This is a genomic window from Streptomyces sp. NPDC046887, assembly GCF_040644755.1.
Lineage (GTDB): Bacteria > Actinomycetota > Actinomycetes > Streptomycetales > Streptomycetaceae > Streptomyces > Streptomyces lichenis.
Map to the genome: position 1 here is coordinate 1 of NZ_JBEYXH010000005.1, position 16,287 is coordinate 16,287.

At 74.3% G+C, this 16,287-nt stretch carries 11 protein-coding genes and 1 pseudogene; 8 read left to right on the plus strand and 4 right to left on the minus strand.

Annotated features, from left to right (window positions below):
- Nucleotides 1–99: 99 nt before the first annotated feature.
- Nucleotides 100–1,590, minus strand: coding sequence for a PepSY domain-containing protein (locus tag ABZ945_RS07285; RefSeq protein ID WP_361265317.1), 1,491 nt, complete (start codon nucleotides 1,588–1,590; stop codon nucleotides 100–102).
- A 109-nt stretch (nucleotides 1,591–1,699) separates the two neighbouring features.
- Complete coding sequence (locus tag ABZ945_RS07290; protein WP_361265320.1) at nucleotides 1,700–2,371, minus strand: hypothetical protein; 672 nt, start codon at nucleotides 2,369–2,371, stop codon at nucleotides 1,700–1,702.
- 143 nt (nucleotides 2,372–2,514) lie between these two features.
- Between ABZ945_RS07290 and ABZ945_RS07295 the strand changes: the two genes are divergently transcribed.
- Together ABZ945_RS07295 and ABZ945_RS07300 are read left to right on the plus strand one after the other, a co-directional pair.
- Nucleotides 2,515–3,513: an NAD-dependent epimerase/dehydratase family protein gene (locus tag ABZ945_RS07295; protein ID WP_361265323.1), complete on the plus strand. Its 999-nt coding sequence runs from the start codon at nucleotides 2,515–2,517 to the stop codon at nucleotides 3,511–3,513.
- Between the two features lie 120 nt (nucleotides 3,514–3,633).
- Nucleotides 3,634–5,178 (plus strand): DUF1996 domain-containing protein, encoded by a 1,545-nt coding sequence (locus ABZ945_RS07300; protein WP_361265326.1) that lies wholly within the window; start codon nucleotides 3,634–3,636, stop codon nucleotides 5,176–5,178.
- A gap of 184 nt (nucleotides 5,179–5,362) precedes the next feature.
- Here the strand turns inward: ABZ945_RS07300 and ABZ945_RS07305 are convergent, their stop codons facing one another.
- A complete protein-coding gene (locus ABZ945_RS07305; RefSeq protein ID WP_361265329.1) occupies nucleotides 5,363–5,848 on the minus strand; it encodes a hypothetical protein in 486 nt (161 codons plus the stop codon).
- Between the two features lie 299 nt (nucleotides 5,849–6,147).
- On the opposite strand from ABZ945_RS07305, the pseudogene ABZ945_RS07310 reads away from it, so the two are divergent.
- The 4 genes and pseudogenes from ABZ945_RS07310 to ABZ945_RS07325 form a co-directional block, all read left to right on the plus strand.
- Nucleotides 6,148–8,502 (plus strand): annotated as a pseudogene (locus ABZ945_RS07310) (alpha-N-acetylglucosaminidase); the annotation flags it as partial.
- An 87-nt stretch (nucleotides 8,503–8,589) separates the two neighbouring features.
- On the plus strand, nucleotides 8,590–10,560 hold the full coding sequence (locus ABZ945_RS07315) for a hypothetical protein (protein ID WP_361265332.1): 1,971 nt from the start codon (nucleotides 8,590–8,592) through the stop codon (nucleotides 10,558–10,560).
- 86 nt (nucleotides 10,561–10,646) lie between these two features.
- Complete coding sequence (locus ABZ945_RS07320; RefSeq protein WP_361265335.1) at nucleotides 10,647–11,570, plus strand: metal-dependent hydrolase; 924 nt, start codon at nucleotides 10,647–10,649, stop codon at nucleotides 11,568–11,570.
- A 17-nt stretch (nucleotides 11,571–11,587) separates the two neighbouring features.
- Nucleotides 11,588–12,634, plus strand: coding sequence for a PDR/VanB family oxidoreductase (locus ABZ945_RS07325; RefSeq protein ID WP_361265974.1), 1,047 nt, complete (start codon nucleotides 11,588–11,590; stop codon nucleotides 12,632–12,634).
- Nucleotides 12,635–12,693: 59 nt separating this feature from the next.
- Here ABZ945_RS07325 and ABZ945_RS07330 read toward each other — a convergent pair whose 3' ends face one another.
- Nucleotides 12,694–13,005: a hypothetical protein gene (locus ABZ945_RS07330; protein WP_361265338.1), complete on the minus strand. Its 312-nt coding sequence runs from the start codon at nucleotides 13,003–13,005 to the stop codon at nucleotides 12,694–12,696.
- Between the two features lie 64 nt (nucleotides 13,006–13,069).
- On the opposite strand from ABZ945_RS07330, the gene ABZ945_RS07335 reads away from it, so the two are divergent.
- Together ABZ945_RS07335 and ABZ945_RS07340 are read left to right on the plus strand one after the other, a co-directional pair.
- On the plus strand, nucleotides 13,070–13,786 hold the full coding sequence (locus ABZ945_RS07335) for a TetR/AcrR family transcriptional regulator (RefSeq protein WP_361265341.1): 717 nt from the start codon (nucleotides 13,070–13,072) through the stop codon (nucleotides 13,784–13,786).
- Between the two features lie 276 nt (nucleotides 13,787–14,062).
- Nucleotides 14,063–16,252, plus strand: a complete 2,190-nt coding sequence (locus tag ABZ945_RS07340) for a phosphocholine-specific phospholipase C (RefSeq protein ID WP_361265344.1) — start codon at nucleotides 14,063–14,065, stop codon at nucleotides 16,250–16,252.
- Nucleotides 16,253–16,287 lie beyond the last annotated feature (35 nt).

Here is a 16,287-nt window from a genome sequence, read left to right on the forward strand (position 1 = left end):
TTTTACTGACCCGGCCCCCACCGATATATACCCCCCAACCCTAACACTCTTTCCCTCCCCGCCGCTCTTCCGATCGCTGCTGCCCGGGGTCGGCCCCGGTCAGTCGGTACGGGCCGGGGCCGCCGCTCCCGGGCCGGTCCGGTCGCGGCGGGCGGTGACGGCGCCCACCGCCGCGTCCACCACCAGGAAGGCCAGCAGGCTCAGACCCAGCATCGGGACGAACCAGCCGGTCAGCGCGGCGACCGCGGCGAGCGGCAGCAGCAGGGGCGCGGGCACCCGGCGCCAGGCGCCCCGCCGGGCCGGGCGGCCGGGGCCGGAGCTCCGCCCCTTCACCGGGCCGCGCTGCCACCACATCCGGTAGCCCCAGACGATCAGCAGGACCAGGGCCGCCATCAGGGCGGCCAGGGCGAGCTGGTTGGGCAGGCCGAACAGCACGCCCATATGGGCGTCGATGCCGTAGCGGGTCAGCTTGGCGAGCAACGGGAAGTCGGTGAAGCGGAGTTGGTCGGTGATCCGGCCGTCCGCCGGGTCGACGGCCACCGAGTCCAGCTGGACCGGGAAGGCGGTGTCGGTCTGCTTGACGACATAGGCCTGGCCCTCGGCCGGCAGGGTGACCGCGATGCTGCCGCCGTCCACCCCGGCCGACCGGGCCGCCTCGACGGCCCGGTCGATGCCGATGTCGGGTCCGGCGGAAGCGGCCGGGTCGGGCTGGTGGCCGGCGCCGTGCCCCTCGTGCCCGCCGCCGCCCGGGGCGGCCCCGTCCAGGGTGGTGGAGACCGCGGGGGTGGCCCCGCCGAGCTGGGAGCGGACCGCGTCGATGTTCTCGCCCGCGTACCGGGACCAGGTCAGTCCGGTGGCGGACAGCAGCACCAGCCCGGCCACCGCCCACAGCCCGACCGCGCCGTGCCAGGACAGGGTGCGGCGGCGGCCGGTGAGCCCGCGTTCGGGTACGGCGAGGGAGCGGCGCGCGGTGCGGCGGCGGCCGATCCACAGGGCGAACCCGCCCAGCGCCACCACCCACATCCAACTGGCCGCCATCTCGCTGTAGTTGCGGCCCAGCTCGCCCAGGTGCAGATCAACGTGGAGGCGGGAGAGCCAGGTGCGCAGCGGCAGGGCGCCGCTGCTGCCGTAGCTCGGCAGGTCACCGCGTACCTCGGCGGTGTACGGGTCCACGAAGACGGCGAGTTGGACGCCCTCGGCCAGCTCGGGGTCGGCCATCAGCACCCGGGTGGTGGCGCCCGCCTCCGGTGCGGGCCAGACGGCGGTCACGGTGTTGTCCGGGTGGGCGGCGCGGGCGGCCTCGACCTGTTCGCCGAGCGGCACGGTCTTCTCGCCGACCGGGACGTACAGCTCATTCCGGTAGACGACCTTCTCGGCCTGGTAGGAGAGGGCGTAGAGCATGCCGCTGAGCGCGGCGACCAGCAGCAGCGGGGCTATCAGGATCCCGGCGTAGAAGTGCAGCCGGAGGAGGAGGGGGCGCAGGGCCGCCCAGGTTCCGGAGCCCTGGGTGGCGGATTCGGGGATGGGGGCGGGTTCGGGGATGGGGGCGGCGGGCGTGCCGGAGGGCATGCGGGCGTCGTCGATGGACATGACCGTCCTGGGTGTCGGCGTGGTCTGCGCCCGGCGCGGGCCGGTGTACGGGTGTCGTCACCGGCAGGGCACGCGGGTCGGCAGGGGGAAGCGGCCCCGGGCGGACGCGTCAGAGGTACGCGGCGGCGGGGACCGTGGCTCGGGGTGCGGGCAGGACGGGCGGCCCGCGCCGGGAGAGGGTGTGCGCCAGGGCCACGCCGCGGTGGCGGCGAGGGGTACGGGCCCGGGGCCGCGGCGGCCGCGCGGGCTCCGGCGGCACCACGGCGGTGGGCCGCGGCCGCAACGGGGCGAAGGCGAGGTCGGCGAGCGTCCGGGCGAGAAGGAAGAAGGCGGCTTCGCCCCGGGCGAGCCAAAGCGCGCAGACCGCGGCGGCCAGCAGATGGGCGGCGGCCATCCCCGGGGTCGTACCGGAGTGGAGGGCGGCGGCCAGTTCGCCGAACGGGCCGCCGGCGGCGGAGCCGGTGACCGCCATCGCCTCATGGGCGTGGGCATGGGCCGCGTGCGCGTGGGCGGGGAGATGGCCGTGGCCCTGCCCCAGGCCGAACACGGTGTGCAGCCCGGCCTGGGCGGCGACCAGCGCCGCGCCGATGCGGACCGCGCCCCGCCGCCGGCCGGCCGCGGTCCAGGCCAGGGCGCTGGTGGCGGCGAAGGCGAGGAGCAGCGAGGTCGGCGGGACATTGTGCGCGGACATGGACGAATGCCCCACCGCGGCCAGAGTGACGCATACCGCCGCGAACAGCGCGGCTCGTAGGGCGCGCAGGGGCGACCGGGTATCCGTCATGGTGCGCCCATGCTGCCATCCCGCCGGATGTGTGGTGGAGCCACCCGTTCCGCCGCCGACGGAGGGGGCCGGGCCGGAGTGCCGGTTCCACCGCTGGCGAAAGGGCTGTTCGGGGCGTGGGTGGCGATGGCAGGCTCGGCGGGGTGAAGCTTCTGATACTGGGTGGTACGGAGTTCGTGGGACGGGCGGTCGCGGAGGCCGGCAAGGCGCGGGGCTGGCGGGTGACGGTGTTCCACCGGGGCCGCCATGAGCCGCCCGCGGGGGTGGAGTCGCTGCACGGCGACCGGACGGCCGAAGGCGGACTGGCGGCGCTGGCCGAGGGCGACTGGGACCTGGTGGTGGACACCTGGTCGGGCGCGCCGGTGGCGGTACGGGACGCCGCACGGCTGCTCGCCGGGCGGGCGCGCCACTACACGTACGTCTCCAGCCGCAGCGTCTACGCCTGGCCCACGCCCGCCGGGCTCCCGGAGGACGGGCCGCTGGTGGACGTGGCCGACTCGGCGGCCGATATGACCGACGACGGGCCGTACGCCGAGGTCAAGCGGGGCGGCGAGCTGGCGGCGGAGCGGGAGTTCGGGGCCGAGCGGGTGCTGCTGGCCCGGGCGGGGCTGATCCTCGGGCCATGGGAGAACATCGGCCGGCTGCCGTGGTGGCTGGGCCGGATCGCCCGCGGTGGGCCGGTCCTCGCGCCGGGCCCCCGTGAACTGCCCGTGCAGTACATCGACGTACGGGACCTGGCCGCATGGCTGCTGGACGCGGCGGCGGCCGGCCGGACCGGCCCGTACAACCTGGTCTCCCCGACCGGGCACGCCACCATGGGCGGGCTGCTGGAGGCGTGCGTCAAGGCCACCGGCTCGGACGCGGAGCTGCGCTGGACCGACCCGGAGGCCGTTCTCGCGGCCGGTATCGAGCCCTGGAGCGGGCTGCCGGTGTGGGTGCCGCCCGGTGAGCTGTACGACGCGATGCACCGCGCCGATGTGAGCCGGGCGCTCGCGGCGGGGTTGGTCTGCCGGCCCGTCGAGGAGACGGTCGCCGACACCTGGACGTGGCTGCGGGACCTGGGCGGCACGGCCCCGCAGCGGCCGGACCGGCCCAAGGTCGGAGTGAGCCCCGAGCAGGAGGCGGCGGCCCTGGGCCGCTGACCCGACCCGGAGTACGCACTCCGCGGTACAGGTTCGCACCAGTCCCCTGCGGTGCTGAACGCCGCATGCGTCCCGTCCGTATGGAACGGCGCGGTTCCCCCCGCCCAGGATTGGAGTTCCATGGGACGCAACAGAAAACGCTCGAAACTGGCCAACCGGGCGATCGCCGCCTCGGCTGCCCTGGTACTGGGCGGCGGCGGGGTGATCGCGGCCAATGTGTACGCCTCCGCGGGCCAGGGCTGGGGCCGGGCGCCGCAGCAGCAGCGCCCGGTCACCACCGCCGCCCGGCAGTTGTCGACCATCGACTGCCCCGAGGTGGCCAACGGGCTGCGCGCGGTGCCGGACCGGGCCCGGGTCGAGGTGGACCAGGAACTCGCGGCGATGGACAGCCAGATCACCCAGGCCTACCAGCGGTTCGCCGAGGAGAAGGACCAGGTCCAGCGGGACGGGTCGTATGCGGACAACGCGATCCTGCGCCCGCTGAAGGACAAGCGGACCGCCGCGATCGGGCGGATCGTGATCGCCATCGACCGGGTGGCCCAGCGCCCCCAGGGCCTGGAGGCGCTGGCCTCCTGCACCCTGCGCTCGGACGACAGCACCCAGGTGAAGGACCAGAACGGGCAGGGGCAGGGACAGGGACAGGGACAGGGACAGGGACAGGGACAGAACCAGGGTCAGGGGCAGAATCAGGGCCAAGGCCAAGAGCAGGGCCAGGGGCAGGGGCAGCCGCCGGGCCAAGGTCAGGGACAGGGCCAAGGTCAGGGACAGGGCCAGGCCGGGAACGGGCCGGTCGCCTCCGACTTCGTGGACATCCAGTCCGTACGGCCCAACGTCCGCCAGCCCCGCAAGCTGCGCGGCGCCTCCCGGGGGACGTTCACCACCGACTGCGGGCGCAACGAGAACGGCAAGTTCAACCCGGACAACGTCATCGTGGCGCCCGGGGTGAGCAACGGCGCCCACCATATGCACGACTACGTCGGCAACCAGGCGAACGACGCCTTCGCCAGCGACGACGACCTGGCGGGCGGCGACACCACCTGCCGCAACCAGGGCGACCGCTCCACCTACTACTGGCCGGTGCTGCGACTGCAGAACGGGCAGAACGAGAACGACGCCGACGCGGACGGCGGCGGCCGGGACCGGAACGTGGGCGAGATCCTCACCCCCGCCCAGGTCACCCTGAACTTCACCGGCTCCCCGGTGTCCCGGGTCACCGCCATGCCGCGCTTCCTGCGGATCATCACCGGTGACGCCAAGGCCTTCACCAACGGCACCGCCAACGCCAACGCCTCCTGGAGCTGCACCGGCTTCGAGAACCGGCAGCTGAAGGACAAGTACCCGATCTGTCCGCAGGGCAGCGACGTGGTGCGCACCTTCAGATTCCAGAGCTGCTGGGACGGGCAGAACACCGACAGCGCCAACCACCGCACCCATGTCGCCTTCGCCGGTGCCAACGGCCGCTGCCCGCAAGGCTTCCGGGCCATCCCGCAGCTGGTGCAGCGGATCGTCTACGACGTGCCGCCGGGCACCGTCTTCGCGGTGGACTCCTTCCCGGAGCAGTTGCACAAGCCGGTGACCGACCACGGGGACTTCATCAACGTCTTCGACGACCGGCTGATGCGCCAGCTGGTGAACTGCGTCAACAGCGGACGCCGCTGCGCCTGACCGGGCCCGGTCATACCCTGCCCGTTGCGCCGCGAGGGGCCCTGGTGAGCGGTCACCAGGGCCCCGTACGGCTGCGTACCGATGCGTACCGATGCCGGGCACCCCTCGGGCGGGACCGCCCGGCCGGTGCTCCGACCGGGCGGGCCCCGCTGTTTCGTCGGGGACGCTCCTCAGACCTGCGCGGTCAGCTCGTGCCGTGCCCCTGGTGACCCTTGTGCTCCTCGCTCCCCCCACTGCCACCGCCGGGCTTCTCCTGGTGGTGCGGCGAGGCGGTCTCCACCGCACCCCCGAGCCGGCCGCGCAGCGCTTCCACCGCCTTCTCGTCGCCGACCGCGACCCACTTGCGGCCCACCAGATACGAGCCGCCGTAGTCGTTGGCCTCGTTGATCCACTCCCGCTGGCCGCGGTCGGTGGCGAAGGTGGCCAGCACGTATTTCCCGTCTCCGGTCGTGCAGTTGGCCTGGCGGATCTCCTCCGCGTCGGTCTGGATGTTCGGCTCGCAGTCCACCTTGGCGGCGAGCTGCTCCAGGGTGCCGGTGGCCGGGCTGGGCGAGGCCGGGGCGCCGCCCGCGGGAGCGCCGCCGCCCGCGTCGCAGGCGCCGAGTATCGGCAGGGCGAGGGCCGCGAGCGCGGCGGTCAGCAGGGCCGGACGTGTTCGTTCGGTACGCATCCGGCCATGGTGCCGCCTCGTCCCCCCGCCCCACAGGGCAACCGCGGGTAACGTGCGGCAGCGCACGTACCTGACGGACAGCCAGGGACCAGCCCAGGGGGGCCAGCGGAAGGAGCGCCGCCGTGTACGAGCTGCCGGAACCACCCCTCACCCGAGGACGGCCGTCGAGCGGTGCGCCGCTGTCCCGGCGTACGGTGCTGGGCGCGGCCGGGGCGGTGTCCCTGCCGGCCGCCGGGAGCGGCGCCGGAGCGGCTTCGGCGGCTCCCCGTACCGCCGTCCCCGAAGCGCCGGACGGCGGGATGGCCGCGGCCCGGGCGGCGCTGCGGCGGCTGCTGCCGGACCGGTACGCCGAGCAGTTCCGGCTGACGGGCCTGGGGGCGACTGACGGGCACGACCGCTTCCGGGTGACCGGGGCTCCGGGGCGGATCGAGGTGGCCGGGACCGGTCCGGCGGCCGTGCTGACCGGCGTCCACTGGTATCTCAAGTACGCCTGCGGGGCCCATCTCTCCTGGGCGGGCGGGCAGACGCGGCTGCCGGACACCCTGCCGGGCCCGGACCGGAGCCGTACCGCGCTGGACCGGGAGGCCACCGTGGCGCACCGGTTCTTCGGCAACGACACCCATGACGGCTACACCTCCCCGTACGCCGACTGGGCGCGCTGGGAGCGGCTGATCGACGTCCTCGCCCTGCACGGCTTCAACGAGGTGCTGGTCACCGTCGGGCAGGAGGCGGTGTACCACCGGATGCTGCGGGAGTTCGGTTACGCGGACGCGGAGGCCCGGGCCTGGCTGCCGGCGCCCTCGCACCAGCCGTGGTGGCTGCTGCAGAACATGAGCGGCTACGGGGGCCCGGTGGAGCCGGAACTACTGGCCGAGCGAGTGGAGTTGGGGCAGCGGATCATCGGGCAGCTGCGTGAGCTGGGGATGGCGCCGGTGCTGCCGGGCTTCTTCGGCACGGTCCCGGACGGCTTCGCCGCCCGCAACCCGGGCACGGACGCCCGGACCGTGCCGCAGGGCGTCTGGGCCGGGTTGAAGCGACCCGACTGGCTCGATCCCCGAACTCTCGCCTTCCGGTCGGTGGCGGCCTCCTTCTACCGCCATCAGGCCGAACTCTTCGGCGAGGCGGGGCTGTTCAAGATGGATCCGCTGCATGAGGGCGGTGCGGCGGGGGACGTACCGGTGGCGGCGGCCGGGCGGGCGATCGAGGCGGCGCTGCGGGCGGCCCGCCCGGAGGCGGTGTGGGTGCTGCTGGGCTGGCAGGCCAACCCGCGCCGGGAGCTGCTGGACGTACTGGACCGGCGGCGGACCCTGGTGGTGGACGGGCGCTCCGACCTGGCGGCGGTCACCGACCGGGAGCGGGACTGGGGCGGCACGCCGTACGCCTTCGGCACCATCCCCAACTTCGGCGGGCGGACCACGCTGGGCGCCCGGACGCACGCCTGGACCGAGCGGTTCACCGCCTGGCGGGACCGGGCCGGGTCGGCGCTGGTGGGGACGGCGTTCCTGCCGGAGGCGGGCGAGCGGGACCCGGCCGCGTTCGAGCTGTTCTCCGAACTGGCCTGGCGGCGCGAGCCGGTGGACCGGGCGGCCTGGTTCGACGGCTACGCGGAATTCCGCTACGGCGGCGGCCGGGACGAGCGGGCCCGGGAGACCATGGCGGTGCTGCGGGAGACCGCGTACCGGATCACCAGCCGGGACGGCCGCCCGCATGACTCGATCCTGGCGGCCCGGCCCAGCCTGGACGCCGCCTCCGGCACCCACTACGCCACCCACTCCCCCGCTTACGAACTGCCCCCTTTCGAGAGGGCGTTCAGCGCACTGCTCGCCGTACGCGCGGAGCTGCGGGACTCGGACGCGTACCGCTACGACCTCACCGACCTCACCCGGCAGGTGCTGGCCAACCGCTCCTGGCTGCTGATCGGGCAGCTGCGGGCGGCCCATGGCCGCGGCGACCGGGCCGCGTTCGGGGAGCTGTCGCGGTGGTGGCTGCGGTTGCTGCGGCTGGCCGAGGAGACGGCGGGCTGCCACCGGGCCTTTCTGCTGGGGCCGTGGCTGGCCGAGGCGCGGCGGGCAGGGCAGGAGCGGACGGCCCGAGCGCTGCTGACCAGTTGGGCGGACCGGCCCACCGCCGACGGCGGCAAGCTGGCCGGATACGCCAACCGGGACTGGTCCGGGCTGCTCGGGGAGGTGTATCTGCCGCGCTGGCGGGCGTACCTGGACGAGCTGGCGGACGCGCTGGCGGCGGGCCGGGCGCCGCGCGCCTTCGACTGGTACGCGGGCGAGGAGGCGTGGACCCGGGGCACCGAGCCGTATCCGGTGCGGCCGACGGGTGACCCATACCGGACCGCGCGGCGGGTGTACAAGACGCTGGCCCGGGCCCCGTACCAGGGCGAGGTGGCGGTACGCGCCGAGGACCGGGCGCTGGCGGTCACCTTCCGGAACGCCTCCGGGCTGCGGGCCACCGGCCCGGTGCGGCTCACCCTGGCCGTCCCGGCCACCGCCGGTAGCCCGGACGCGGCCCTGGCCCCGCTGGCACCGGCCGCCTCGGCCACCGTCCGCTTCCCTCTCGGCACCGCCCCCGGCCCCGGGCCACTCCGCTGGGAGGTCCGGGCGGAGTTCGGGCCCGAGGGTGAACGGCCCGTCACCGCCGTCCACGCGGGCGAGTCACCGCCGAGCTGAGCCCCCGGCGCTGGTCGGGGCTGGGCCAGGTGACCGAACCGTCCATCGCTCGTTCTGCTGAAAGTGAGCACCCAGGACATCGCCGCCCCCTCCCCCGCGCCCTCCCCCGTCGACGTCGGCCAGGCCGAGGCGGCGCTCGTCGAGCACTACCCGGACCTCGTCCGCCTGGCCTATCTGGTCCTGCCGTCGGGGCTCGGGCGCAATCGCCGGGTGCTGACCGCGCACGCGCTGGTGCAGCGTTCGCTGCCGCGCCGCCGCACCACCCCGGCGAGCGGCGCCATGCCGGGGCAGCGGCGCGGCGGGAAGGCGGCCGGGGGCGCGGTGGACGCCGGGTACGCGCTGATCCGGGTGGAGGTGGTCCGCCAGGCGCTGGACGCGGGGGTGCCGCTGGGCTGGCGGGCCTGGCCGAAGCGGTCGCAACTGCCGCCGCTGCTGCCCCGGGTGTGGGGGCTGCGGCTCTTCCCGCGCGCGGGCGGGGCGGAGGAACTGGCCCTGGATCAGCGGCTGTCGGCGCTGTCCGGGGCGGGCCGGGCGGCGTACGCGCTGCGCGGTCTGGAGCGGCTGGGCGACGCGGAGGCGCACCGGGTGCTGTCGGCGGCCGGGGTGGCCGATCCGGCGGCGGCGGTGGCGGAGGCGGACCGGCTGGGCGCGGAGGCCGGACAGGCGCTGCTGCGCTCGCCGGAGTTCGACCCGTGCTCGCTCCAGGCCCGGCCGACCGATCTGATGCGGCGGCGCCAGCACGGGCGGGCCGCGCTCGCCGCGCTGGCCGCCGCCGTGGTGGCGGGGACGCTGCTCGGGCTGCCGGGTGAGGGCTGGGGTCCGGACGGGGCGGCGGCGCCGCCGTACGCGCGCAACGCGGCGGTGGAGGCGGCGCTCGACCCGGTGAACCTGCGGAAGGTGGCGCCCTCGGTGTGGCAGCGCTCGGCGCGTACCGACTTCTCGGTGTGGCCGGCGCGCGGCGGGCTGACCCGGGACACCGCGCTGCTGCGGCGGGCGCTGGCGGTGTGGACGCGGCCGGGTGGCACGGTGGCCGCGTCGGCGACGCCGGGGACCCCGCCCGGTCCGCCGATGGGGCCGCCGCAGCTGCTGTTCGCCGGGGAGGTGGACCGGGCGCGGGTGGTGCTGTTCCACGACGGGCTGCGGGTGGTGCGGTACGCGGAGCCGGTGGACGGCGCGCCGGCGGGCGGCCCGGAGGTGGCGCTGGACTTCGCCCGCGCCGACGGGGCGGACGCGGTGGGGGCGAGCGCCCTGGTGGTGGGCCGTACCGACGCCAACGTCCGCTATCTGACGGCTCCGTGGGTGAGCGGGGTGAGCGCCCGGGATCTGCTGGGCGGGGTGGTCGGGGAGTCCCGGCCGGTGCGGCGGGACGCCCAGGGGGTGACCGATCCGGTGCCCAGCCCGGTGGCCCCCTCGCAGTGCAAGGTGTGGGATGTGCTGGAGGTGCGCGAGGGCGGTGGGACGCGGACGCTGACCGATCTCGGGGAGCTGCTGCCGGCCCGGCTGACCTCCGGGCCCCCGTCGGCGCCGGTGGACGTGTCGGACGCCCGGTCCCGGGCGGAGTGGGCGCGGACGGCCTGTCTGCTGCCCTCGGTGCGGGCGGCGGGGGTGCGGTCGGTGAACTCCTGGCGGTACGCGGAGCAGACACTGCCGGGCGAGGTGGGCCGGGCGGCCTGGCTGTGCACCCGGGCGGAGACCTGGCGGGGCAGCGGGGTGAAGGTGCTGGCCCAGTTCCAGGCGCCGGGTACGGGTACGGGGGTGCCGGCCGCCAAGGGCGACGACTCCCCGGCCTGCGGTGCGCGGGCGCCGCAGGTGCTGGCGGGGGTGCTGTGGCGGGTGCCGGGCAGCGGCGCGGACGCCCCCTGGTACCTGCTGGCGGCGGGCAGCCAGGAGGTGGCGACGGTGTCCGCGTCGGGCGGTGCGACCGGTACGGGTGAGGGGCGGCGGATGGCGCTGGAGCTGGCCGCCAAGCCGACCGAGCCGGTGGAGCTGGCCGGGAAGCTGGAGAGCGGCAAGGACATCGTCTCGCTGCGCTGACCCCGCTGTGACGTCCCTGGAGGCGTGCGCCGGGAACCCGGTGCACGCCTCTGGTGCGTTTCCCTACCCCTCAGTACATTGACGCCATGTCTAACACGCATGCGGCGGGCGGTTCCTTCGATGTCCAGGATGGGGATCGCGTCGAACTGAAGGCCCGGAAGGTCTCCTTCGACTGGGCGGACACCCCGCTGCACTGGGTGCCCGGTGATCCGTTCACCACGCACACCATCAATGTGCTCCATCTGCTGCTGCCGGCCGGCGAGCGCTGGTTCGTCCATGTCTACCGGCAGGTGCTGCCGTACATCAGGGACGAGCGGCTGCACGCGGACGTGATCGGCTTCATCGGCCAGGAGGCGATGCACGCGCAGGCGCATGACGATGTGCTGCCGCAGCTGCGCCGGCTGGGGCTCGACCCCACCCCGTACACCGCCGAGGTGGACTGGCTGTTCGAGAAGCTGCTCGGCGACCGGACGCTGCCCCCGGGGAAGGCCCGGCGGTGGTGGCTGATGGAGCGGGTGGCGCTGATAGCGGCGATCGAGCACTACACGGCGTTCCTCGGCGACTGGGTGCTGAACGCAGAGGCCCTGGACCGGCGGGGCGCCGACCCGATGATGCTGGACCTGCTGCGCTGGCACGGCGCGGAGGAGGTCGAGCACCGGTCGGTCGCCTTCGACCTGTTCATGCATGTGGACGGCGGCTACCGGCGGCGGGCCAGGACCTGGGCCACCGCCTTCGCCGCGCTGGTGTTCCTCTGGCAGCGCGGGACCCGCTTCTTCATGGCCAACGACCCCGAACTGACCGCCGGTTCCTCCCGGCGGGCCACGGTCGGCGACTTCGTCCGGCGCGGGCGGCAGGGCGTGCTGCCGTCCACCCCCGCGATGCTGCGCTCCATACCGACCTACCTCAGCCGCTCGTACCACCCCTCCCAGGAGGGCAGCACCGCCCAGGCGGTCGCCTATCTCGCCTCCTCCCCGGCCGCGAACGCCTCCGGTTCGGAGGGAGCCCGGTGACCCCCCGTCTCCCCACCATGGTCCTCGCCGCCGGAGCGGCCGTCCTCGCCCAGCGGGCCCTGCGCCGGCGCATCCAGGCCGCCCCGCTGTGGCCGCTGCCCGCCCTGGACGAACCGATATCCGGGCGCGGCGACCGCTCCCCCACCGTCCGCCGCCGGCTCCGGATAACCGAGCGGACCACCCCCGCCGAGGGTGTCGTCCAGCTGCGGTTGGAGGGCCGGCAGCTTCCGCCGTGGCAGCCCGGCGCCCACCTCGACCTGGTGCTGCCCTCCGGACTGGTCCGCCAGTTCTCCCTGTGCGGCTACCCGGCCGACTCCGGCTCCTACACCGTCGCCACCCGGCTGGTGCCCGGCGGCCGGGGCGGCTCCCAGGAGGTGCACGATCGGCTCCACGAGGGCGCCGAGGTCGAGTTCCGGGGCCCGCGCAACCGCTTCCCGCTGGTGGCGTCGGAGTCGTATGTCTTCGTGGCCGGCGGCATCGGCATCACCCCCGTCCTCCCCATGGTCCGCGCCGCCGAGGCCGCCGGCGCCGACTGGCGGCTGCTCTACTGCGGCCGCTCCCGGGCGACCATGCCGTTCCTGACCGAGCTCACGGCCCTGGGCAGCGGCCCCGGAGACCGGGTCACCGTAGTCCCCGAGGACGAGTCGGGCCTCCCCGATCTGACCTTCCTCTCCTCCCTCTCCCCCGCCACGGCCGTCTACTGCTGCGGCCCCGAAGGCCTGATGGCGGCCGTCGCATCCGCCCTTCCGCCCGGCGTGGCGCCCCGCCTGGAACGGTTCGCCCCGACGGCGGGCGAGGCCGGCCGCCCCTTCACCGTCGAACTGCGCCGCTCCGGCCGCACCCTGCCGGTCGCCGCCGACCAGTCCCTGCTGTCCGCCGTACGCGCCGAACTCCCCCACCTCACCTACTCCTGCGAGCAGGGCTTCTGCGGCACCTGCCGCCAGACGGTGCTGGCGGGCGAGGTGGACCACCGCGACGAACTGCTCACCGAGGAGGAGCGGGCCGACTCCATGCTGCTGTGCGTCTCACGGTGCGCCGGGGAGCGGCTGGTGCTGGACCTGTAGGCGTCCTGAGGGCAAGCGCCTTCGGGGTTCGTCGACGCCGCGGCCGTCGCACCGCCGCCCTACGGCAGCAGCAGCCAGTCCGCTGCCAGGGCCGCCACCAGGCCCACCCCCAGCAGCCAACTGCCCAGCCTCGTGCGGCCGTTGCGGCTGAGTTCGATGACGACTCCGCAGAGCACCATGGCGAGGCCGTAGACGCCGACGACCAGGACGGAGGTGCGGGAGGCGAGGCGGAGGACCAGGACGACGGCGAGGGTGATGAGGAGGACAGAGGCGACGGTGATGCGGAGGAGGCGGGCCTGGCGCGGGGTCAGGCCCTTCTCGGCAGAGGGGGGCGCGGTGGGGTCCGGGGTGTCCTCGGGCAGTGCGCTCATGTGCCCGGAGCGTAACGGACGGTACCCGGGGATGAGGCCGGGGGGCTGCGGTTAGGCTGGTCGTATGACGAGCGGGGTGCGGCGCAGGATGGGCGTCGAGGAGCGCAGGCGGCAGCTGATCGGGGTGGCGCTGGAGCTGTTCAGCAAGCGGTCGCCGGACGAGGTCTCCATCGACGAGATCGCCGCCGCCGCGGGTATCTCCCGGCCGCTGGTCTACCACTACTTCCCCGGTAAGCAGAGCCTGTACGAGGCGGCGCTGCGGCGGGCCGCCGACGAGTTGGCGGCGCGGTTCAGCGAGCCGCGCACGGGGCCGCTGGGGGTGCGGCTGCGGCGGGTGATGCGCCGGTTCTTCGACTTCGTGGAGGACCACGGGCCGGGGTTCGCGGCGCTGATGCGGGGCGGTCCGGCGGTGGGTTCGACCGCCACCAACGCGATGATCGCGGAGGTGCGGCAGGCCGCGTACGAGCAGATCCTGGCCCATCTTGAGGTCGAGACCCCTTCGGCGCGGCTGGAGTTGTGCGTACGGTCCTGGGTGTCGCTGGCGGAGTCCACGGCGCTGCTGTGGCTGGACGGGCGCCGGGTGCCGCGCGCGGAGCTGGAGTTGCAGCTGGTGCACGACTTCGCGGCGCTGGCGGCGGTGAGCGCGGCCTATGACGAGGAGATGGCGGGCCTGCTGGTGCGCATCCTCGCCGACGAGCCGGCCGACGGGCCGTTCGGGGACCTGGTCGGGCGGCTGGCGGGGCTCGCCACCCGGATTCCGGTGCAGCGCGGGTCCATCTGAGGCGAGGCGCCGGGCGCCCGCTGCGTGATGGTCGATTCTGCTTGTCGCGCGGACGTATCAATCATTTGGCTTCAGATTCCCTTGACGGTGGTTTGCCGGTCCGCGTAGAAGTGTCGACTGTCGGCACCCCGGTCCCCGCGCACCGCGGTGCGACGTGACGGCCTCACCCCCGGCCGCCGACGTCGACCGTGTGGATACCCCATGTACCGCCGGTCGCCCCCGGAACGCGGCCCGCACCGCCTCGTCGTCCCCCTCCGATCCGAAGGTGCCCCCCTCATGTCCGACAGCACCCCGCGTATGTCCGACAGCACCCCGCGCGTGTCCGACAGCATCGCGCGCAGAAGCTTCCTCGCCTCCGCCACCGCCGTCGCGGCGACCGCCGTGGTCGGCCTCCCCTCGACCGGGACGGCCTCGCCCACCTCCCAGGCGCCGGTGGCCGGGTCAGCCGCGGTGGCGCCCGATCCGCGGCTGGCGCCGGTGAAGCACGTGGTGGTCCTGATGCAGGAGAACCGCAGCTTCGACCACTACTTCGGCACCCTCAAAGGGGTGCGCGGCTTCGGCGACCACGCCGTGGTCGACCTGCCCGGCACCGCCTCCGGGCCGTCCGGCCGTACCGTCTTCCAGCAGCCGAAGAGCAGCGGCTCGCTCTTCCCCTGGCGGCTCAGCGCCGGCAGCGGCGGTTGGAAGAGCTCGCAGTGCAAGGTGGACGGCGGCGGCCACAGCTGGACCGACCAGCACAGCGCCTGGAACGGCGGCAGGATGGACAACTGGTACGCCGCCAAGGGCCGTACCGGGATGACGCTCGGCTACCACACCCGGGCCGACATCCCGTACAACCACGCCCTCGCCGACGCCTACACCATCTGCGACGCCTACCACTGCTCCTCGCTGACCGGCACCGGGCCGAACCGCAACTACCTGTGGTCCGGTTCGATCGGCGCGGGCCTGGCGGGCGCCAACCAAGTGAACTACAACGGCGGCGACTTCCGGCGCAAGGAGCAGAACTGGCTCACCTACGCCGAGCAGCTCCAGTCCGCCGGGATCAGCTGGAAGGTCTACCAGGTCTACGACAAGAACGCGGACAAGAACTACGGCGACAACGCGCTGGAGTACTTCGGCCGGTTCATGACCGCGGATCCGGCGAAGGACGGCAAGGGCGACCAGGCGCTGTGGCGGCAGGGGGTGGCGGGGGTGCCCTACAGCGGCGGGGACGTGGCCAACGCCATCGTCGCCGCACTCCGTGCCGACGTGGCGAACGGGACTCTGCCGCAGGTCTCCTGGATCGTCACCGACTATGCCAACTCCGAGCATCCCAACGCCAGTCCGGGGTTGGGCGCGACGGTCACCAAGCGGGTGCTGGAGGCGCTGGCCGGCAAGCAGTCGGTGCTGGACTCCACCGTCTTCATCCTGACCTACGACGAGAACGACGGCTTCTTCGACCATGTCCCGCCGCCGGTCCCGGCCGACACCTCGGACGCCACCGAGTATGTGGCGGGAGCGCCCATCGGGCTGGGCTTCCGGGTGCCGATGATCATCGCCTCGCCGTGGACCCGGGGCGGCCGGGTCAACTCCCAGGTGTTCGACCACACCTCGGTGCTGCGGTTCCTGGAGCGGTGGACCGGCGTTGCCTGCCCGAACATCGGCGCCTGGCGGCGGGCCGTCTGCGGCGACCTGACCTCCGCGTTCGACTTCGCCAACCCGGTGTACGGGCCGCTGCCGGCGCTGCCCGCCGCCGTACCGTCCGGCCAGCCGGTGATGGACGGCGGTGCCTGCGACGCCACCGCCGCACCCACCGCCCCGTCCGGCACCGGCTCCCGCCCGGCCCAGGAGTCCGGCAACAAGGACGCCTGCGCCCTGCCGTACCAGGTCAACGCCTATCTCGACCGCTACGAGGGCACCGACCCCAAGGGCACCCAGAAGGTGTGGATCGCCCTGGAGAACAAGGGCGCCGAGGCCACCGCCGCCGCCCACCTCGCGGCGTACGCCAACGCCTACCGCGGCGGCGGCCCCTGGCAGTACACCCTCGGCCCGAACGGCGCCGACAGCGACTTCTTCAACATCGGCGGGGGCACGTACGGCAACGGGCGCTACGACCTCACCGTCATCGGCCCCAACCGCTTCCTGCGCCGCTTCCGGGGCGACACCTCCACCGCCACCGGCCGATACGCCCGGGCCAAGAGCTACTTCGCGGATTACGAGGGCTCGACCGCCCTCTGGTTCCAGCTGGCCAACGACCACCCCACCCAGGGCGTCACCTTCACCATCACCTCCAACAACTACCGGGCCGGCACCTGGACATACCAGGTGGGCTCCGGGAAGAGCACCAGCGACTACTTCCGCCAGCTCACCTACGCCTCCGGCTGGTACGACTTCACCCTCACGGTGAGCAACGACCCCGCCTGGTCGCAGCGGTTCATCGGCCATATCGAGAACGGCCGCACCAGCCGGACCGGTTCGACCGTCTGACCTCCCCCGTTCTCCCCACTGACAGGCCGGCCCCC